This is a genomic window from Amycolatopsis sp. AA4 (genome assembly GCF_002796545.1).
Lineage (GTDB): Bacteria > Actinomycetota > Actinomycetes > Mycobacteriales > Pseudonocardiaceae > Amycolatopsis.
This window is the reverse complement of record NZ_CP024894.1, coordinates 1746795-1766434: the sequence shown is the minus strand read 5'-3', so window position 1 is coordinate 1766434 and position 19640 is coordinate 1746795. Positions and strand designations below refer to the sequence as shown.

Here is a 19640-nt window from a genome sequence, read left to right as displayed (position 1 = left end):
AAGATCGCCGCGCCAAACTTTCCCCATGACGATCGCACAGGGGGGAACCGGCCTCACGGCCGGAGAGGCACGCGGGCGGCTGGCGGTGGTGTGGAACCGGCTTCCGTTCACGACGACTGTCGTGCTCGCCATTTTGATCGTGGGGGTCGCGACCGGTTCGCTCTGGCACGCCGCCGAGCACCAGCACGCTTTCCACTATTACGCCTACGGCCTTCCTTCGCTCGAGCACGGCCGCTGGTGGACGCTGTTCACCGGCCCCTTCTACGCCCTGCGCCCGTGGTTCTACCTGCCGATGGCGGGCAGTTTCGCGCTGATGGCCGGATTCGCCGAATGGCACCTCGGCACCCGGCGCGCGATGGCGGTGACCATCGGCGGGCAATTGGTGTCGACGGTCGTCGCGGTGCAATTCCTCGAACTTTCCCGCAATTCCGGGTGGGCCTGGGCCGACCGGATCGCCGGCACGCTCGACGTCGGCTTCTCCGGCGGCGCGCTCGCCGCGATCGCCATCACCAGCGCGACCCTGCGCACGCCGTGGCGGCTGCGCCTGCGGGCCGGGCTCTGCGTGTACGCCGGGGTCGCGATCGTCTACGTCGGCACGCTCGCCGATCTCGTGCACTTCTTCGCGCTCGTTCTCGCGCTGCCGCTGGGCCGGCGGCTCGCCGGGCCGGCCGCGCGCAACGCGAACAAGCCGTCGCTGCGCGAATGGCGGCTGCTCGCTTCGGCCGGGCTGGTGCTGCTGGTCGTCGCCGAAGTGGTGATGTGGCTGGTCCCCGGCGACGGCCCGTTCGGCTCGTCCGACTCGATCTCGTTGTCCGGCAACGAACTTCTCCCGCTGTGCATCGTGGCGGTGCCGATCCTCAACGGGCTGCGCCGCGGTTCGCGGTTCGCCTGGCGGTGCGCGATCGCGCTGTGCGTGCTCGCCGCGTCGCAGATGGCGGTGCTGGCCGGACTGGTCGCGATCACGCAGCTCATCCGCGAGGACTACGACCTCAGCAGCCCGCCGCTGTTCATCGTGGACAATCTCTTGTGGACAGTCGAACTCGTGCTGCTGATCTCCGCGCGGCGCGCGTTCCGCGTGCCCTCGCGGCGCAGGCGGCGCAAGCTGTTCCGCGGCGGGCCGGACCCGGCCTTCGCCCGGCTTCTGCTGGGCCGCAACGGCGGCAGCACCATCTCGTGGATGACGACCTGGCCGCAGAACACCTACTTCGTCGCCTCGGACGGTGCGTCGTACCTGGCGTATCAGCGGCACGCGGGCGTCGCGGTCGCACTCGGCGACCCGGTCGCGCCGGACGGGACGAGCGACCGCACGCTGCGGGAATTCGCCGCGATGTGCGAGAACACCGGGCTCGTGCCGTGCGTGTTCTCCGCGACCGCGGGAACCGTCGCGCAGACCAAGGAACTGGGCTGGCAGCACGTGCAGGTCGCCGAGGACACGTTGGTGGACTTGGAAAACCTCGAATTCCGCGGCAAGGCGTGGCAGGACGTGCGGACCGCGCTGAACCGCGCGAAGAAGGACGGGATCGAGTTCCGGCTGGTGCGGCTGGCCGAACAGCCGTGGTCGATCCGGGAACAGGTGCGCGCGCTGTCCGAGGAGTGGATCTGCGACAAGGGCCTGCCGGAAATGGGCTTCACGCTCGGCGGCGTGGACCAGGCGATGGACCCGGCGACGCGGGTCGGGCTCGCGGTCGACGCGGACGGCACGGTGCACGGCGTGACGTCGTGGCTGCCGGTGCACACCGGGGCCGGCGAGGTCGGCGGCTGGACGCTCGACGTGATGCGCCGTCGCGCGGGCGGATTCCGGCCGGTGATGGAGTTCCTGATCGCCTCGACCTGCCTGGCGTTCCGCGAGGAAGGCGCGAAGTTCGTGTCGCTCTCGGGCGCGCCGCTGGTCCGCAGCAACGACAGCACTCCGCGGCAGATGGTCGACCGGATGCTGGACGCACTGGGTTCGATGATGGAGCCGTACTACGGATTCCGTTCCCTGCACGCGTTCAAGGCGAAGTTCCAGCCGCGGCACGAGCCGCTGTACCTCGCTTACCGCGACGAAGCCGATCTGCCGCGGATCGGGATCGCGCTCAGCCGCGCGTACCTGCCGAACGCCGGCCTGATGGACTTCGCGAAGCTGGCGCTGCGACGTCAGCGCGTGGTCGGCGGCGGCGTGGTCGTGGACCGGTCCGCGGCCGGGACGGCGCGGTAACTGTGCAGAATCCGGACGAGGTCGTCCCGGGACGCGGATCCCGGGCGGCCTTGTTCGGAGTACGCGACCAGCACGGCTGACTTCTCGCCCGCGCCGAGCGCGAGCGCCCCAACCAGCACGCTCTTCGGCTGGCACGGGGCGTTGCTCGGGGTCACCTCGGCGATTACCAGCGTGCCCGCCCGGCTGTCGTTCTTGACTTCGGTCTTCTCCGGCGCACCAGGCGTCACCTTCGCGGGCGGAGCGCCTTCGCCGGTGTACGCGCTGATGCCCAGATCCGTGACGGCCTTGCGAGCGGCTTCGGCGGCGTCGCCGGTCTTCTCGGTGGTGAAGCCGGCGCCGCCGATCTGGCCGACCGGGTCTTCCTTGCAGGTGTGCTGACCGAGGAACGCGCTGGTGGAGAGGTTGATACCGGGCGATCCGGCGGCCGCGTCCCAGCCGTGCAGCGTGGTCGGCGCGGGCTCCCAGGACGGCGGCACGTCGTACGCGTAACTGCCGTCTTTGCCTGCCACGGACTGCCATCCCGGGACCACCGGCGGCACGACGACGCGGGGTTCCGGCTGGTAGGTGTACGGGGCGCGCGGGGTGTCGTCCGTGCTGGCGGAACGGTGGCTCTTGGCGGAGAAGACGTTGTAGCCGAACACCCCGATCAGGATGACGATCGGGACCGCCTTGACCAGGCGGAGGTTGACCTTGCGGGGCGTTCCCCGCGGCGGCTGGGCCGGGGTGCGGGACTGCCGCGGCGGGTCCGGTTCAGACGGTTGCTGGGCTGGTTCGGCCGGTCCCGGCGCCGGGTCGGTTTTCCCGTACCCGGCGCTCGGGAACTTCGGCGCGTCGGACGGCTGGTACCCGCCGAAGCCGCTCAGCGCGGCGTTGTCCTGGTACCCGCCGTCGTCGCGGCGTTTGCGGCCGAACCAGCCCACCGGCTTCAGCCGCGGACGAGCTTCGCGAGGTGGTCGACCACCGAATCGACGGCGATTTCCTCGCGTTCGCCGGTGCGCCGGTCCTTGACCTCGACCAGCCCGTTCGCGAGGCCGCGGCCGACGACGAGGATCGTCGGGACGCCGACCAGCTCCGCGTCGGCGAACTTCACGCCCGGGGTGGCCTTGCGGTCGTCGAGGATGATTTCGAGACCGGCGGCGTCGAGTTCGGCGGCGAGCTTCTCCGCGCCCTCGCGCACCGTCTCGTCCTTGCCCGCGATGACCACGTGCACGTCGAACGGCGACACCTCGCGCGGCCACACGAGACCCTGCTCGTCGTGGTTCTGCTCGGCGAGCACGGCGACCAGGCGGGAGACGCCGACGCCGTAGGAGCCCATGGTGATCCGGACCGGCTTGGAGTCCGGGCCGAGCGCGTCGACCTCGAAGGCGTCGGTGTACTTGCGGCCGAGCTGGAAGATGTGCCCGATCTCGATGCCGCGCGCGGCGACGAGCGTGCCGTGCCCGTCCGGCGACGCGTCGCCCTCGCGGACCTCGGCGGCCTCGATGGTGCCGTCCGGGGTGAAATCGCGGCCGACGACCAGGTCGAGCACGTGGTGGTCGCGCTGGTCGGCTCCGGTCAGCCAGGCCGTGCCCTCGACCACGCGCGGGTCGACGAGGTAGCGGACCCCGTTCTCCTGCAGTGCCTTCGGGCCGATGTAGCCCTTGACGAGGAACGGGTTCTTCGCGAAGTCGGCTTCCTCGAGCAGCTCCACCTCGGCGGGTTCGAGCGCGGCTTCGAGGCGCTTGAAGTCCACCTCGCGGTCGCCCGGGACGCCGATGCCGAGCAGTTCCCATTCCTTCGCGCCCGGCTGGCGCGTCTTGACCAGGACGTTCTTCAGCGTGTCCGCCGCGGTGAACTCGCGGCCGAGGCCGGCGGCGTTGAAGAACGCGACGAGGGTCTCGATGGTCGGCGTGTTCGGGGTGTGGTGGACCTGCGCCTCGGGCAGCCCCTCGATCGGACGCGCGGCGGGCGCGGGCGTGACCACGGCCTCGACGTTCGCCGCGTAACCCGATTCGGTGCTGCGGACGAACGTGTCCTCGCCGTTCTCCGCGACGGCCAGGAATTCCTCGGACGCGGAGCCGCCCATCGCGCCGGACGTGGCGGCGACGATGACGTACTCGATGCCGAGGCGGTCGAACAGCTTGATGTAGGCGTCGCGGTGGGCCTGGTAGGAGCGCTCGAGGCCCTCGTCGTCGAGGTCGAAGGAGTAGGAGTCCTTCATGACGAACTCGCGGCCGCGCAGGATGCCCGCGCGGGGGCGCGCCTCGTCGCGGTACTTGGTCTGGATTTGGTACAGCGTGACCGGGAAGTCCTTGTAGGAGCTGTACTCGCCCTTCACGGTGAGCGCGAACAGCTCCTCGTGGGTCGGGCCGAGGAGGTAGTCGGCTCCCTTGCGGTCCTTGAGGCGGAAGAGGTTGTCGCCGTACTCGGTCCAGCGGTTGGTGGCCTCGTAGGGTTCGCGGGGCAGCAGCGCGGGGAACTGGATCTCCTGCGCGCCGATCGCGTTCATCTCCTCGCGCACGACCTCCTCGACGCGGCGCAGCACGCGCAGGCCGAGCGGCAGCCACGAGTAACCACCCGGGGCGACCCGGCGAACGTAGCCGGCGCGCACCAGCAGCCGGTGGCTGGGCACTTCGGCGTCCGCCGGATCCTCGCGCAGCGTGCGGAGGAACAACGACGACATCCTGGTGATCACTGGGAACTCCCTGCGCTGAGCGGGCCTTAGACGTTTCGCACAGAGTAGTCAACCCCCCGGCCTCGACGCATGCGGGTTATCGGCGGGCGCAGTTTTTGTCGGTGGTCGCGGTTAGCGTGCGGGCATGGGTTTGGAGATGGGCATGATCACCGTCGACTGCGCCGAGCCGCGGCGGCTGGCGGAATTCTGGACGGCGGCGCTGGGCGTTCCGGTGGCCGCGGACTACGGCGAGTTCGTGATGCTGGAGAGCCCCGGGCCGGGCGTGCCGCGGCTGGGGTTGCAGCGGGTGCCGGAGCCCCGGAGCGGGAAGAACCGCGTCCACGTGGACTTCGGAGCGGACGACCGGGCGGCGGAGGTCCGGCGGCTCGTGGAGCTGGGCGCGGCGGAGCTGGGGAACCATTCGGTCCCCGGGCTGGAGTGGACGGTGCTGGAGGATCCGGAGGGGAACGTGTTCTGCGTGTCCGCGAAGGGGGCGCATTGAGGATGGAGTGAGCGGTGGCCGACGCAAGCAGCGGCGCACGCAACTGAATGGCGAACGCGGCGGCCGGTGCGCTCCGGCGACGGGGAACTGTCGTCGGGGCAGCGCCTGCTCGCCGCCCCGACCCCCGGCGGTCAGTTGAGCGGAAGCACGTACCCGTAGCTCCGGTCAGCAGTCCGATACCCGCACCGCTCGTACACCGCGAGCGCTCGGTGGGTGTTGTCCACATCCACGGACAACGACGACGTCTCGAAGCCGGCCGCGCGACCGGCTTCGAGGGTGTGCGCCAGCAGCGCCGACGCCAGGCCGCGCCCGCGGGCCTCCGCCAAGGTGCCGACGTAGTTGACGTGCAGCTCCCGCACTCCAGTCGCCAGCGCATCGGCCTCGTAGAACGACGACATCACGAACGCCACCACCCGGTCGCGCTCCGGGGAAAGGAGGAGGAACGACAGGTCAGGCTGGAAGTCCTTGTTGTTGCGGAACCGGTGCTCCCACTGGTCGGCGGAGAGCCACGTGCTGCCCCAGTGGCCGGCGAAGGCCGCGTTGCGCGCGTCGAGCACGAGGGCGTCGTAGCGCTTCTCGCAGGCGGCCAGCGGAAGGTCGCCCGGGAGCGGCGGAGCGGGCGGCAGCGAGGTCAGGTCCGCGCGCATCTCCACGAAGGTCCGTTCCTGCTTGAACCCGCCGCGTTCGAGGAGCGAGCGGTACCACTGCTCGTTCTCGTGCGCGCCAGCGTGGAGTTCGAGCTTCGCGTCCGGGAAATGCCGGGCGTGGACGCTGCGTGCCGTGCGCACGAGCCACTCGGTCAGCGCCGAAGCGACCTCGTCGGTCCGATACTCCGGATCAGTCAGCGCCGCCACGTGCGGCTGATGCACCGGGTCGGCGGCGTCGCGCGGGATGACCAGGGCGTAGCTCGCCAGCCGGGACCCGTCCCACGCACCGATGCTCGCGCCGGGCAGGTCGACCGACGGGCCGGACAACTCCTGGCGCACGTCCCCCTCGTCCCAATGATCGCCCGTGCGGTCGGCTTCCTCCGCGGCAGTGCAGAGCCGGGTGACGGCCTCGACGTCAGCGAGCGAGAGCGGGCGCCAGGTGAGTTCCATGCAGGCCAGGGTAGGGAGCGACACACGGCCGCCGCACCTGGATTACCGGGCGGTTACGCTCCGGGGGTGCTGGTGCTCCTCCCCCCTTCAGAAACCAAGGCCGACGGCGGCAAAGGCGCGCCCCTGGACCTGGACGCCCTGTCGTTCCCAGAGCTGAACCCAGTACGCGCCAAACTGGCCGACGCCCTGGTGGAACTGGCGGCGGACGTCCCCGCGAGCCTCGCCGCACTGGGCATCTCCGCCCGCCAAGCCGACGAGGTCGCCCGCAACGCCCAGCTCTGGACCTCCCCGACGATGCCCGCGCTGCGCCGCTACACCGGCGTCCTCTACGACGCGCTGGACGTCAAGAGCTTCACCCGCGCCGGACTGGCCAAAGCACAGCAACGCCTGGCCGTCACGTCGTCCCTGTTCGGCGTCGTAGCGGCAACCGACCCCATCCCCGCGTACCGCCTCTCGGGCGGCAACACGGTACCCGCACTGGGCACGGTACGAGGCCTGTGGAAACCGGTCCTGGAACCAGTACTGCGCGACGCGGAAGGCCTGCTAGTAGACCTCCGCTCGGGCACGTACGCCGCCTTCGCAAAACTGCGCTCCGACGCGGTGACCGTCCGCGTAGTAACCGAAGACGCCAACGGCAACCGCACCACAGTGAGCCACTTCAACAAGGCCTACAAAGGCCGCCTGGCCGCAGTGCTGGCCACCTCGAGAGCCGAACCGTCCACTGTGGACCAGCTAGTACGCGTAATCACCAAAGCAGGCCTGACAGTAGAACGCACAGGCGACCACGCCCTAGAACTACTGACGGACTAAACACCACCCAACAGCCACCACTGCACCCAACCCCCGGGGGCACCCACCCCTCCCCCAACCCCGATACAAAGCCGCCCTGCGGTTCGGGGGTGCTTGTCAAGGCATCTTTCCCGCCTTGACAAGCACCCCCCGAACCGTCAGCACAATGAAAAATCGGGGTGCCCCACGCAACCACTCAGGGCGCAATGTCGCCGCCAGGCGACGAGCAGACTCACCCACCCCCCAGCACTGCCATAGCCGCATTACGCCCAGGAATCCCGCTAACCCCGCCCCCGCGAACCGCCCCAGCCCCACACAACAACACCCTCTCGAACCCCGTCTCCACCCCCCACGTCCCGGCCGCCGCCCCCTCCCCATACGGCCAAGACAAATCCCGATGAAAAATATGCCCCCGAGGCAACCCCAACTCCACCTCCAAATCCAACGGAGTTTTAGCCTCAACACAAGGCTCCCCGCCCCCATCCAGCAACAGACACCCCTCAATCGGCTCCGCCAGCACACTGTTCAACGAAGCCAACGTCGCCCGCAACGCCTCCGCCCGCGCCCCGTCGTTATCCGCCTCGAAAAGCCGAGCAGGCATATGCAGCCCAAACAACGTCAACGTCTGCACCCCAGCCGCCCGCTCAGCCGGCCCGAGAATCGACGGATCAGTCAACGAATGACAGTAAATCTCACACGGCGGCACCGCTGGAATCCGCCCAGCCGCCGCCTCCCGATAAGCAGTTTCGAGCTGAGCAAAAGATTCGTTGACATGAAAAGTCCCGCCGAACGCATCACGCGGATCAACCCCGGCATCCCGCAACCGAGGCAGCCGCCGCAACACCATGTTCACCTTCAACTGCGCCCCCTCCGGCTCCTCGACAGGCTCCTCACCGAGCAACCGGGAAAGCGTGCGCGGCGAGACATTAGCCAACACCCGCCCACCAACCACCACCCGCTCCGCATCCCCAGCGCGGTAACGAACTTCGCCATCCGGCGTCACGCCTAGCACCTCCGCGCCGGTGACCAACTGCGCCCCAGCACGCCGGGCAACATCCGCGAGCGCATCGGTCACCGCCCCCATGCCACCGACCGGAACATCCCAGTCCCCAGTCCCATTACCGATGAGGTGGTAAAGCAGGCAACGGTTCTGCCGCAACTCCTCGTCATCCGCAGAAGCGCAAGTACCGATTAGCCCGTCAGTGAGCACAACCCCACGCACAACGTCGTCATCGAACAACTCACGCAGCGTTTCCCCCACCGGCCGCTCGAAAAACGTCCCCCACGCCTCGTCGTCGCCAATCCGTTCCCGCAACTCCGCACGTGTCGGCAACGGCTCGGTCAACGAATCGAAAGTCGCCTTCGCCACCCGCGCCGCCGAGGCGTAAAACCGTTGCCACGCCGCATAGTCCTTTGTGGACCCGGTAACCGCGCGAAACGACGCGCTGGTCCGCTCGCCGTCGCCCGTGTCGACAAGGAGACCCGTGTCGCCGACCGGGGTGTACGACGACATCCGCCGCCTCCGCAACTGGACGCCCAGCCCCAGTTCGGTCATGATCCGCTTCGGCAGCAGGCTGACCAGGTACGAATAGCGCGAGAGCCGGACGTCCACCCCAGGGAAAGCACGGAACGACACCGCCGCGCCGCCGATCTCCGCGCGCCGTTCCAGCACCAGCACCGACCGTCCGGCCCGGGCCAGATAGGCAGCCGCGACGAGTCCGTTGTGCCCGCCGCCCACGATCACCGCGTCGTAGTCCACCGCCGCGAGCCTAATGCTTGACCCGGAGCGCACTCCAGGTCTTAGCGTCGGCGAAGACAACATCCGGCGCAGAAGGAGCGATGATGACCGACGTCCCGACCCGGAACCTCGGCGGGCTCACCGTGTCCGCCCAAGGCTTGGGCTGCATGGGAATGAGCCACGGCTACGGCGCGTCCGACGACGCGCAGTCGATCGAGACGCTGCGCCACGCCGTCGACCTCGGGGTGAACTTCCTCGACACCTCCGACTTCTACGGCTCCGGCCACAACGAGGAACTGATCGGCCGCGCGATCGCCGATCGCCGCGACGAGGTCGTGCTGGCCACGAAGTTCGGTATCGCGAACCGCCTCGGCGAACCGACCCAGGTCCGGGGCGACGCCGCGTACGTGCGCCAAGCCTGCGACGCCTCGCTGCAGCGGCTCGGCCTCGACCACATCGACCTGTACTACCTGCACCGAGTCGACCCGGACGTGCCGATCGAGGAAACCGTCGGCGCGATGGCGGAGCTGGTCCAGGCCGGAAAAGTCCGCCACCTCGGGCTTTCCGAGGCGAGCGCGCAGACCATCCGGCGCGCGCACGCGGTCCACCCGATCGCGGCGCTGCAGAGCGAATGGTCGCTGTGGACCCGCGACCTGGAAGCCGAGATCGCGCCGACCTGCCGCGAACTGGGCATCGGCATCGTCCCGTTCTCCCCGCTCGGCCGCGGCTTCCTGACCGGCCGCTACCGCACCACGGAAACGATGGCGGACAACGACGTGCGGCGCTACCAGCCCCGTTTCGCCGACGGCAACCTCGACCGGAACCTCGCGATCGTGGCGAAGCTGGAGGAACTGGCCGCGGCGAAGAAAGTCACGACCGGACAGTTGGCGCTGGCGTGGGTGCAGGCGCGCGGCGAGGACGTGGTGCCCATTCCGGGGACGCGGCGGAAGAAGTACCTGGAGGAAAACGTCGCGGCCCTGACTGTAGACCTCACCGCCGACGATCTCGCCGCGATCGAGAAGGTCGCCGCGCCAGAGAACTTCGCGGGCGAGCGCTACGACGCGGCACACCTCGCGTTCGTCAACCGCTGACCTCCCGAGGCGGCGCTGGACACCGGCGGGTCCAGCGCCGCCGCACCTCGCCGCCGCGCTGAGCGAGAGACACGACTTAACTCTGTCGCGCGATCCACGCGCCTCATCCGCTCAGGACGCGAGGACTGCGCGGGGCACGTGCCCCAAGCCACCACCAGACCCCCGGCCAACATCGCAGGCAGGAGACGCGAAATAAATCGGTTGCGCGAGTTCAACGCGGGCGGCAAGGTAGTCGCCGTCCGGCGGGATGCCGTCGGCTGCCGGAAGAAAGGGAGGTGCGTCGTGGAGATTGTCCGGGCGCTGTCCTGCCCTCTTCCGCCCGCCCGCCTCGGCTAGAGCACGCGCTCGCCCGGTGGGCACCCTGAGCTAGGAGAACCCACCAGTGCGCGAGCACGACTTCGACGAATTTTCCGACGCCTCCGACTACTCCGACCGCCGGACGCGCCGTCGCCCCCGTTACGACGACCAGCCCGCCCCCGCCCGCCGGGGACGGCTCACCGAAGCCGAGCGAGTCCGTCTCGCCCAGCTTCGCGAAGACGCCTACACCGAAACCGAACTCCCCGACGGCGCCGACCGATGGACCAGCTGGGACGACGCCGACCAGGGCCCGCATCCGCGGCCGGACTGGGTGGTCACCGAACTCGCCGCGGTCGACACCGACCTCGGCGTGCTCAAGACCGGCAAGGAAGCGGACGTGCACCTGCTGCGCCGCAACCTTCCCGGAGAGGACGGAGTCCTGCTGGCGGCCAAGCGATACCGCTCAGACGAGCACAAGCTGTTCCACCGCGACGCGGGTTACCTCGAGGGCAGGCGGATGCGCCGGTCCCGCGAGATGCGCGCGATGGCCGGGCGCACCTCGTTCGGCCGCAACCTGATCGCCGAACAGTGGGCGGTGGCGGAGTTCGCCGTCCTCAGTCGCTTGTGGACGATCGGCGCGCCGGTGCCGTATCCGGTGCAGCGGCACGGCACCGAGATCCTGCTGGAATTCCTCGGCGAACCGGACGGCACCGCCGCGCCCCGGCTGGCGCAGCTGCGGCCCGAACCGGACGAGCTGGCCGACCTGTGGGAGCAGGCCGTGTCGGCGCTGGAACTCCTGGCGGGACAAGGCCTCGCGCACGGCGACCTGTCCGCGTACAACCTCCTGGTGCACCAAGGCCACCTGATGGTGATCGACCTGCCCCAGGCGGTCGACGTGATCGCGAACCCGCGCGGCCGGGAATTCCTGGCCCGCGACGTCGCGAATCTCGCCGGCTGGTTCCACGGCCGCGGACTGTCCGAACGGGTCACCGACACCGATGACCTGCTGCGGGAACTGGAAACCGCGGCCGGTCTCGGCTGAGCAAGGCGGCGGGGCCGCGGGTGTGCGCCAGCCCACACCTGCGACCCCGCCCACAACCGCGCACCTGGGTGCGGGGCAACCGCGCTCTCTCAGGTAGAGTGTGTCAAGACCGCAACGGCGGCGTGGATGAGTTGGTGTCCGTCGCCTCCACAGTCCGCAGAAGGACTCGCGGCCATCCGAAGCAATTTCCGTCGGTGTGCCACGCCATGGCTCGGCGCACCGGGTCCGTCCCTGTGAACGCCCATCGCCACACCATCTTGCCCTGCCTGCGCGCGGGCAGCCCGGGCCTCCTTGCGACGTGCCACGTCCGAGAGGCATTTGTGACCATCACGTACGACTCCGGCCAGTCCGCCCGCTCCCGAGCGGGCCGCCCCGAGCGCAAGCCGCGGCACCGGCCGGCCGGTGGAGACGTTCTCCACGACGACACGGTGGAAACCCCCGCCGTGAAGACCTTCGCCCAGCTGGGCCTGCCCGAGCCGCTGCTGCGGGCGCTCGCCGAGGCGGGCATCGACGCCCCGTTCCCCATCCAGTCCGCGACCATCCCGGACGCGCTGGCCGGCCGCGACGTGCTGGGCCGCGCCCAGACCGGGTCCGGCAAGACGCTGGCCTTCGGCCTGGCCATCCTGGCCCGGCTCGACGGCGGCAAGGCCCGCCCGAAGCGCCCCCGCGCGCTCGTGCTGGTGCCGACCCGCGAGCTGGCCATGCAGGTCGCCGACTCGCTGACCCCGCTCGCCAAGTCCCTCGGCCTCTGGTGCCGCACCGCGGTCGGCGGCATGTCGTTCGGCCGCCAGGCGGAATCGCTCGCCCGCGGCGTCGACCTGCTGATCGCCACCCCGGGACGGCTGTCGGACCACGTCCGCCAGGGCACCGCCTCGCTCGGCGACTGCAACTTCATCGCGCTCGACGAGGCCGACCAGATGGCCGACATGGGCTTCATGCCGCAGGTCCGCGAGATCATGGACCTGACCCCGCCCGGCGGGCAGCGGCTGCTGTTCTCCGCGACGCTCGACGGCGACGTCGACAAGCTGGTCCGGCAGTACCTGGCCGACCCGGTCACGCACTCGGTCGCGCCGTCGACCGCGAGCGTCACCACCATGGACCACCACCTGTTCCAGGTCTCGCACTCGGACAAGCAGGACATCATCACCCGGATCGGCGCCCGCGAGGGCCGCACGATCATGTTCGTCCGCACCAAGCACCACGTGGACCGGCTCACCGAGCGGCTGCGCGAGAGCGGCGTGCACGCGGTGGCCCTGCACGGCGGCAAGACCCAGGGCCAGCGCAACCGCGTCCTCGCCGACTTCAAGGAAGGCCACGCGGCGGTCCTGGTGGCCACCGACGTCGCCGCCCGCGGCATCCACGTCGACAACATCTCGCTGGTGCTGCACGTCGACCCGGCCGCGGACCACAAGGACTACCTGCACCGCGCGGGCCGCACGGCTCGGGCGGGCGCGTCCGGCATCGTCGTCACCCTGGTGACGCACGACCAGCGGCGCACCGTCCGCCGGATGACCGACCGGGCCGGCGTGCGCGCCGAGACCACGATGATCCGCACTCACGACGAGGACCTGTCGCGCATCACCGGCGCCCGCGAGCCGAGCGGCGAGCCGGTGGTGGAGCGCCGCCGGGAGTCCCCGCGCCGCTCCGGCGGCCGAGGCTTCGGCAACGACCGCGGCGGCTTCCGAGGCTCGCGCGAGGGCGGCGGCTACCGCGGTTCGCGCGAAGGCGGCCGCAGCAGCTTCGGCGGCTCTCGCGAAGACCGCGGCGGTTACGGCTCGCGCGAAGACCGCGGTCCCCGCGAAGGCGGCTACAACCGTGGCTCGTACGAAGGCCGCGGCTCCCGCGAAGGCGGTTACGCCCGTGAGGGCGGCTACTCGCGTGAGGGCGGTCGCGAAGGCGGTTACGCCCGCGAAGGCGGCTACGCCCCCCGCGAAAACCGTGGCGGTGGCGGCTACAGCCGCAGCCGTCAGCAGTCCCGCTTCGGCGGTGGCGGCGCGGGTCGCCCGCAGCGCCCGAGCCGCGGCCCCCGCCGCGGACACGACGCCTGATTGATCCTCTGAAGAACGGCCCCGCTCCGGCGGGGCCGTTCTTCGTTTCCGGAGAAGTTTCGCCTGCTGAGGCGGGTCGCGCACCGCCAAGGCCAGCCCCGTGGGCACCGTGAGCCCGCAGCAGTCACCGCACCCCGAACGCCGCGCCCGGCCGGAGCCTTGCGCGCCGCCCACCCCCAGCCGCCGAGCCCGTGGCGGAAGGGCCATGCCCGCCCCGCCAACCCACAAAACATGCTCCGCCACAGCAGCCGTCGCCAAGCGGGAAACTCGCGTCCCGTAAAGCACGCCCTGCCGCTGCTCTCCTCGCGAGAGAAAGGCCTGGCCAGCTCGACCGCGTTCCGCCAGCCAGAACCCCGAAACCCGACTCCGCGACACCTCGATCGTCGCCGAACAGGTCCTTCGAAAGCCACGCCCGCACGCGACGGTCTTCGCCGAGGAAGGGGCGCGGCCGCCAGGCCAAACTCCAAGGACGCGCCCCGACAAGTCTGCCGTCGCCAGCGCCCACACCTCTGCTCAGCGAGCGTCACCGAACAGAGGTCTCACCCGCTAGCCCTGAAGCCCGACTGACCAGCACCCCGGCTCGTCACCGAACAGGGGATCTCGCCCGCCAACCAGGGACGAAGCCTCCCTCCAGCATCGTTTTCGTTGCCCCGCCCCGCTTCCCGTCGTTCCGCGGGCGGGGGCGGCAAACGCGGCACCCGGCCGGATGCGACACTGCCTGGGTGACTGACACTCCGCCGCTGCCGCCTGAGAACGTCTTCGACTGGCTGGAAACCGAAGGCCAGCGGCGCGCGGAAGCCGGTCTCTCCCGGCGGATGAACCCGCGTCCGGCGCAGCACGCCCTGCTCGACCTCGCGGGCAACGACTACCTCGGCCTCGCCCGCGACAAGCGCGTCGCGGGGGCAGCCGCCGCGGCCGCGTTGCGCTGGGGGGCGGGGGCCACGGGATCGCGGCTGCTCACCGGGTCCACTGAGCTTCACTCAGAGCTCGAACACGAGCTGGCCCGGTTCTGCGGGACCCAGGCGGCGCTGGTCTTCTCCTCCGGATTCACCGCCAACCTCGGCGCGGTGACGGCCCTGTCCGGGTCCGAATCCGCGATCGTCACCGACAAGTATGTGCATCCGTCGCTGGTCGAGGGCTGCCGGCTGTCCCGGGCGGACATCGCGGCCGTCGAGCACTCGACCCCGTCGGCGATCAAGCACGCGCTCGCGACCCGCCGCAAGCCGCGCGCGATTGTGGTTACCGATTCAGTGTTCTCGTTCGATGGCGAGCTTTCGCCGCTGGGCGAACTCGCCGAAATCTGCCGGGCGCACAGCGCTGCGCTGGTCGTCAACGACGAGCACGGCTTCGGCGTCCTCGGTGAAGGCGGCCGGGGCGCGGTGCACGCCGCGGGGCTGTCGTCCGCGCCGGACGTCGTCACCACGCTGACGCTCTCCAACGCCCTCGGCGCCCAAGGCGGCGCTGTGGTCGGCCCGCGACGCGTGATCCGGCATCTCGTCGACACCGCGCGCAGCTTCCTCTTCGACGCTGCTCTCGCTCCGGCCAGCGCCGCTGCCGCGCTGACTGCGTTGCAGGTGCTCAAGTCCGAGCCGGAGCTGCCGGCGAAGGTCATCGAGAACGCCGGGAACCTCGCGATGGGGCTCAAGAACGCCGGTCTGCCGGCCGATCTGCCGGAAGCCGCCGTGGTCGCCGTGCGGACGCCGTCGCCCCAAGCGGCCACCGCGTGGGCGGAAGCCTGTGCGGAGCAAGGGATTCAGGTCGGCTGCTTCCGCCCGCCCGCTGTGCCGGACGGCGTTTCCCGTCTGCGCCTCACCGCCCGCGCGGACCTGTCCGAGGCCGACGTCGACCGCGCGGTAAAGGTGATCGCGGCGACCGCGCCCCGCAGCTAACCCGGATAGTGCGCGGAATCCCGTTACCGGGCGGAAGCTCACGCACCACCGCCAATCCCCTGCGGTGCGGTGCGAAATCGCGGACCCAAACGTGTTCCGTCCGCGCCATCAACCCCCGTGATCAAGCCGGACGGCGCATGGTGACGTGCGGAATCCCGTCCTCCAGAAACTCCTCGCCCTCAGCCACAAACCCGAAGCGCGCGTAGAGCTTCTGCGCGTAAGTCTGCGCATCCAACACGAACTCCCCCGCCGCACCCTCCAACGCCGCAGCCATCAACTGCGCCGCCAGCCCCCGGCCGCGGGCCGACTTCGCCGTCACCACCCGGCCGATCCTCCGGCCGCCGCCCGGCTCGGCCAGTACTCGCAGGCAGGCCACGACGTCCGAACCCGAGGTCAGCCACAGATGCTCCGTTTCCGGGAGCAGGTCGAGCCCGTCGATGTCGGCGTACACGCAGTCCTGTTCCACCACGAACACGTCCGACCGCAGCCGGAGGATCTCGTACAGGTCAGCGGCGGCGAGGTCGGGCCCCTTGGCGCGGTGCAGAGTCGTCACGCCACCTGCTTAACACAGGTCAGCCGAACAGCCGCGGCTGGGATTGGGCCGCGATGTCGTCCGCGAACTGCGAAACCCGCGTGTACACCCCGGGCTTGCCCGGTTTTCCGCAACCGTCGCCGAAGGACACGATGCCGATCAGCGTGTCGCCCTCGACGAGGGGGCCGCCGGAGTCTCCCTGGCAGGCGTCCTGGCCGCCCTGCGGGTAGCCGGCGCACACCATGCTCGCCGGGTCGTACGAGTCGTAGGCCGTCTTGCAGGCGGAGTCGCTGACCAGCGGCACGTCGGCGCTGCGCAGCACGTCCGACCGCTGCCCGCCTTCGGAAAGCCGTCCCCAGCCGAGCACGGTCGCCCGCGTGCCTTCCGCGTACAGCGACTGGTCGCTCTTGCCCGCGACCTTCGCCGCTTGATACGGCAGCCGTCCGCGGACGGTGAGGACCGCGATGTCGTCGCCCTTCGTCGGGTCGCTGTAGTCCGGGTTGACCCAGACCCGCGAAACGCCGAGTTCCACGCCGTCGCTGCTGCGCTTGTCCTGCCGCCCGGCGACCACGTGGACCGACGACTTCGGCAGGGCTTTCGCGCAGTGCGCGGCGGTCGCGACCGCGGACGGGCTCACGATCACCGCGCCGCAGAACTGCGAACCGCTCTGGTCGGTGAGGTACACCGCGTACGGGTGGTCGGCCAGCGAAGCCTCGCTGCCGCCGACGATCCGGGGCTGTGCGTGCGAACCCGGGTCGGACGGCGTCGCCGCCCAGGCCGACCCGACCGGGACCGCGATCGCGGCGGTGAGCAGCGAGCCCGCCGCGAGCAGGACCGGACGACGGAACTTCGCGGGCATGGGCTTTCCCTTCATCGGCACTACGTCAGCACAGCCTGGACGCGCTCGGGAATCATTTGACTCCGGCGCGTGCACACACGGCCGCGATTACCCTAAACGGGCCAAGCCCAAAACGGTGTCACTGGAACGGGTGGACTCTCTATACACCGAGCGCATTCGCTTAGCTGGAGCCATGCGACGGAAAACAGCCGCGGCGGCCGGCGCGCTGATCGTCTTTCTGCTGGCCGGATGTGCCACCGGCACGCCCGCGGCTCCCCCGCCGAGTCCGTTGAGCGCGCCCTCGATGCCGCACAGTCCGACACTTCCGGCAACTCGGACAGCGACGAGCGCGCCCGCCGTCACCTGGCAGGTGGGTGCCCGCCCCTTGCCGTTGCGCCCGGACGGCTTCGGCGAAATCCAGCCGACTCCACCCGAACTGGTGAACCGCTCGCTGCCGACCCAGGACTTCCTCCCGCCGCCGGCCAGCACGACTTACACCGCGAAGATCGCCGAAGTCCCCGACGCCGTGCTCAAGCGCAGCACCTGGCAGGCCTCCTGCCCGGTGTCGTCGGGCGACCTCCGCTACGTCACGCTTTCGTTCTGGGGCTTTGACCGTCGCACGCACACCGGCGAACTGCTGGTTCGCAAAGACGCCGCACCAGCCGTGGTGAAAGCGTTCAGCGAGCTGTATGCACAGCAGTTCCCCATCGAGGAAATGCGCATCACCTCCCCCGCCGAACTCAACGCCCCGCCGACCGGCGACGGCAACAACACCAGCGCTTTCGTCTGCCGTCCGACCCGCGGGCAGAAAACCTGGTCCGCGCACGCGTACGGGCTCGCGGTGGACGTCAATCCGTTCTGCAATCCCTATACCAAGGGCGATCTCGTCGTCCCGGAGCTGGCATCCGCCTACGTCGACCGCGCGAGCGTGCGACCGGGGATGGTCACCGCGAACGGCCCCGTCGTGCGCGCGTTCGCGGCGGTGGGCTGGCAGTGGGGCGGGACCTGGACGTCGCCGGTCGACCGGATGCATTTCACAGCCAACGGCGAGTGATCCGGGAACACCCGGACCGTGCCGCGGAGTTGACTAGGCTGGCAGCAGACCGCTTTCGGGAAGGACCGCCGTGCCGCACTACGACCTGGTGATCATCGGGACCGGATCGGGCAACTCGATCCTCGGACCGGAGTTCGCCGACCTCCGGACGGCCATCGTCGAGAAGGGCGTGTTCGGCGGGACCTGCCTGAACGTCGGCTGCATCCCGACGAAGATGTTCGTCTACGCCGCCGACGTCGCCGCGACGCCCGCGGGCAGCTCCCGCTTCGGCGTGGACGAGGAGCTCACCGCGGTGCGCTGGCCGGACATCCGGGACCGGATCTTCGGCCGGATCGACCCGATCGCCGAGGGCGGCGCGGAGTACCGCGAAAACCACGAGGACAACCGCAACGTCGACGTCTACCGCGGCGAGGGCCGGTTCACCGGGATGAAGGAGCTGCGCGTCAGCTTCCCCGACGGCCGTCCGGACGAGGTCGTCACCGCCGACCGGTTCGTGCTCGCCGCGGGCGGGCGGCCGGTGCTCCCGGACGTGCCCGGGCTGGCCGAAACCGGCTACTACACCTCCGACACGGTCATGCGGCTCGACGCCCTGCCGGAACGCATCGTCATCCTGGGCGGCGGCTACATCGCGGCGGAGTTCGCGCACGTCTTCGCGTCGTTCGGCGTGGCGGTCACGGTGGTGAACCGCTCCGGCGCGCTGCTGCGGCAAGAGGACGCGGACATCAGCGCGCGGTTCACCGAACTGGCTTCGCAGCGCTTCGACGTCCGGCTGGACCGCAAGACGGTTCGCGCGCGCCGGACCGACAACGGGGTGGCGCTCGATCTCGAAGGCCCGCAGGGCGCGGAGACGGTCGAGGCCGACCTGGTCCTGGTCGCCACCGGCCGCAAGCCGAACTCCGATCTGCTCGACGTGGGCGCCACCGGCGTCGCCACCACCGAGCGCGGGCACGTCGTGGTGGACGACTACCAGCAGACGTCCGTCGAAGGCATTTACGCGCTCGGGGACATCTCGTCGCCGCTGGAGCTGAAGCACGTCGCGAACCACGAAGCCCGCGTGGTGCAACACAATCTGCTGCACCCGGACGACCGGATCAAGGCCGACCACCGGTTCGTGCCGCACGCGGTGTTCACCTCGCCGCAGGTGGCGTCGGTCGGGCTGACCGAGGCGCAGGCGACCGAACGCGGACTGTCCTTTGTGGTCTCGAAGCAGGACTACGCGGGCATCGCCTACGGCTGGGCGATGGAGGACACCACCGGTTTCGCGAAACTGCTGGCGGACCCGGCGACCGGACAGCTGCTGGGCGCGCACATCATCGGCCCGCAGGCGTCGACGGTGATCCAGCCGCTGATCCAGGCGATGAGCTTCGGCCTCGACGCGCGGTCGATGGCGCGCGGGCAGTACTGGATCCACCCGGCGATGCCGGAACTGGTGGAGAACGCGCTGCTGAACCTGCCGCTGGACTGACTCCGGGGCTACCGAGAGTTGATCGCGGCGGGGAGCGATTCCCGAATCGGGTAACATGGATGTCGCGTTGTTACTGTTCTCCGCGGAGGTGCGGGGACTGACATGACCGACATGATCGCCGGGGAAATCGTTGTGCCGGCGGAGGATTTGGCCGCTCGCTGGAGCGAGGTCACGGATCTCGAGCTGATGTTCGCCGTCCGGCGGGCCGAACTCGGGACGACGGCCGCGACAGTGGCGTTGCTGGAAGAGCTGCGGGCGAAGCCGTCCGAGTGGACCGCGGAATGCCTCGCGGTAGCGGTGGCCGCACTCGACGACGTGCGGCGCACCGGGCAGCTTCCCGAGCCGTTCCTGGCACCGCTGAATTAAAGGTTCGCGAGTGTTCAAGCCGGTGCGAATCGGCTTGAACAC

General features: G+C 70.1%; 16 protein-coding genes. 10 read left to right on the top strand and 6 right to left on the bottom strand.

Features of this window, described 5'->3' with window-relative positions; all coding sequences use genetic code 11:
* Positions 1-25 precede the first annotated feature (25 nt).
* Positions 26-2197 carry a bifunctional lysylphosphatidylglycerol flippase/synthetase MprF gene (locus CU254_RS08465; protein ID WP_009074657.1) on the top strand — a complete coding sequence of 724 codons (2172 nt, stop codon included), beginning with the start codon at positions 26-28 and terminating at the stop codon, positions 2195-2197.
* Here the strand turns inward: CU254_RS08465 and CU254_RS08460 are convergent.
* Positions 2137-3117: a hypothetical protein gene (locus tag CU254_RS08460; protein WP_009074654.1), complete on the bottom strand. Its 981-nt coding sequence runs from the start codon at positions 3115-3117 to the stop codon at positions 2137-2139. The two genes, CU254_RS08465 and CU254_RS08460, sit on opposite strands and share 61 nt — an antisense overlap.
* A gap of 5 nt (positions 3118-3122) precedes the next feature.
* Positions 3123-4871, bottom strand: a complete 1749-nt coding sequence (locus CU254_RS08455; RefSeq protein WP_037712989.1) for a proline--tRNA ligase — start codon at positions 4869-4871, stop codon at positions 3123-3125.
* Positions 4872-4995: 124 nt separating this feature from the next.
* Here CU254_RS08455 and CU254_RS08450 point away from each other — a divergent pair, with 124 nt between their 5' ends.
* Positions 4996-5352: a VOC family protein gene (locus CU254_RS08450; RefSeq protein WP_037712986.1), complete on the top strand. Its 357-nt coding sequence runs from the start codon at positions 4996-4998 to the stop codon at positions 5350-5352.
* Between the two features lie 131 nt (positions 5353-5483).
* Here CU254_RS08450 and CU254_RS08445 read toward each other — a convergent pair whose 3' ends face one another.
* Positions 5484-6449 carry a GNAT family N-acetyltransferase gene (locus tag CU254_RS08445; RefSeq protein WP_037712984.1) on the bottom strand — a complete coding sequence of 322 codons (966 nt, stop codon included), beginning with the start codon at positions 6447-6449 and terminating at the stop codon, positions 5484-5486.
* A 66-nt stretch (positions 6450-6515) separates the two neighbouring features.
* Here CU254_RS08445 and yaaA point away from each other — a divergent pair, with 66 nt between their 5' ends.
* Positions 6516-7259: a peroxide stress protein YaaA gene (yaaA, locus tag CU254_RS08440; RefSeq protein ID WP_009074646.1), complete on the top strand. Its 744-nt coding sequence runs from the start codon at positions 6516-6518 to the stop codon at positions 7257-7259.
* Positions 7260-7470: 211 nt separating this feature from the next.
* Here the strand turns inward: yaaA and CU254_RS08435 are convergent, their stop codons facing one another.
* Positions 7471-8997 carry an NAD(P)/FAD-dependent oxidoreductase gene (locus CU254_RS08435; RefSeq protein WP_234392808.1) on the bottom strand — a complete coding sequence of 509 codons (1527 nt, stop codon included), beginning with the start codon at positions 8995-8997 and terminating at the stop codon, positions 7471-7473.
* Positions 8998-9080: 83 nt separating this feature from the next.
* On the opposite strand from CU254_RS08435, the gene CU254_RS08430 reads away from it, so the two are divergent.
* The 4 genes from CU254_RS08430 to CU254_RS08415 all read left to right on the top strand — a co-directional run bounded on the left by CU254_RS08430 (position 9081) and on the right by CU254_RS08415 (position 15343).
* On the top strand, positions 9081-10067 hold the full coding sequence (locus CU254_RS08430) for an aldo/keto reductase (protein ID WP_100266733.1): 987 nt from the start codon (positions 9081-9083) through the stop codon (positions 10065-10067).
* A gap of 382 nt (positions 10068-10449) precedes the next feature.
* The gene (locus CU254_RS08425; protein ID WP_100266732.1) at positions 10450-11406 is read left to right on the top strand and encodes a serine protein kinase RIO; all 957 of its coding nucleotides are present in this window, start codon (positions 10450-10452) and stop codon (positions 11404-11406) included.
* Positions 11407-11726: 320 nt separating this feature from the next.
* Positions 11727-13454 carry a DEAD/DEAH box helicase gene (locus tag CU254_RS08420; RefSeq protein WP_078560733.1) on the top strand — a complete coding sequence of 576 codons (1728 nt, stop codon included), beginning with the start codon at positions 11727-11729 and terminating at the stop codon, positions 13452-13454.
* A 722-nt stretch (positions 13455-14176) separates the two neighbouring features.
* Positions 14177-15343, top strand: coding sequence for an 8-amino-7-oxononanoate synthase (locus tag CU254_RS08415; protein WP_009074635.1), 1167 nt, complete (start codon positions 14177-14179; stop codon positions 15341-15343).
* A 121-nt stretch (positions 15344-15464) separates the two neighbouring features.
* On the opposite strand, the gene CU254_RS08410 is transcribed toward CU254_RS08415, so the two are convergent.
* Positions 15465-15896, bottom strand: coding sequence for a GNAT family N-acetyltransferase (locus tag CU254_RS08410; RefSeq protein ID WP_009074633.1), 432 nt, complete (start codon positions 15894-15896; stop codon positions 15465-15467).
* Positions 15897-15915: 19 nt separating this feature from the next.
* The gene (locus CU254_RS08405) at positions 15916-16734 is read right to left on the bottom strand and encodes a trypsin-like serine protease (protein ID WP_009074631.1); all 819 of its coding nucleotides are present in this window, start codon (positions 16732-16734) and stop codon (positions 15916-15918) included.
* A 172-nt stretch (positions 16735-16906) separates the two neighbouring features.
* Here CU254_RS08405 and CU254_RS08400 point away from each other — a divergent pair, with 172 nt between their 5' ends.
* The 3 genes from CU254_RS08400 (at position 16907) to CU254_RS08390 (ending at position 19598) form a co-directional block, all read left to right on the top strand.
* Positions 16907-17767, top strand: coding sequence for a M15 family metallopeptidase (locus CU254_RS08400; RefSeq protein ID WP_086024876.1), 861 nt, complete (start codon positions 16907-16909; stop codon positions 17765-17767).
* Between the two features lie 70 nt (positions 17768-17837).
* A complete protein-coding gene (locus CU254_RS08395) occupies positions 17838-19232 on the top strand; it encodes a mycothione reductase (protein ID WP_009074627.1) in 1395 nt (464 codons plus the stop codon).
* A 102-nt stretch (positions 19233-19334) separates the two neighbouring features.
* Positions 19335-19598: a hypothetical protein gene (locus tag CU254_RS08390; protein ID WP_009074625.1), complete on the top strand. Its 264-nt coding sequence runs from the start codon at positions 19335-19337 to the stop codon at positions 19596-19598.
* Positions 19599-19640: the final 42 nt, after the last annotated feature.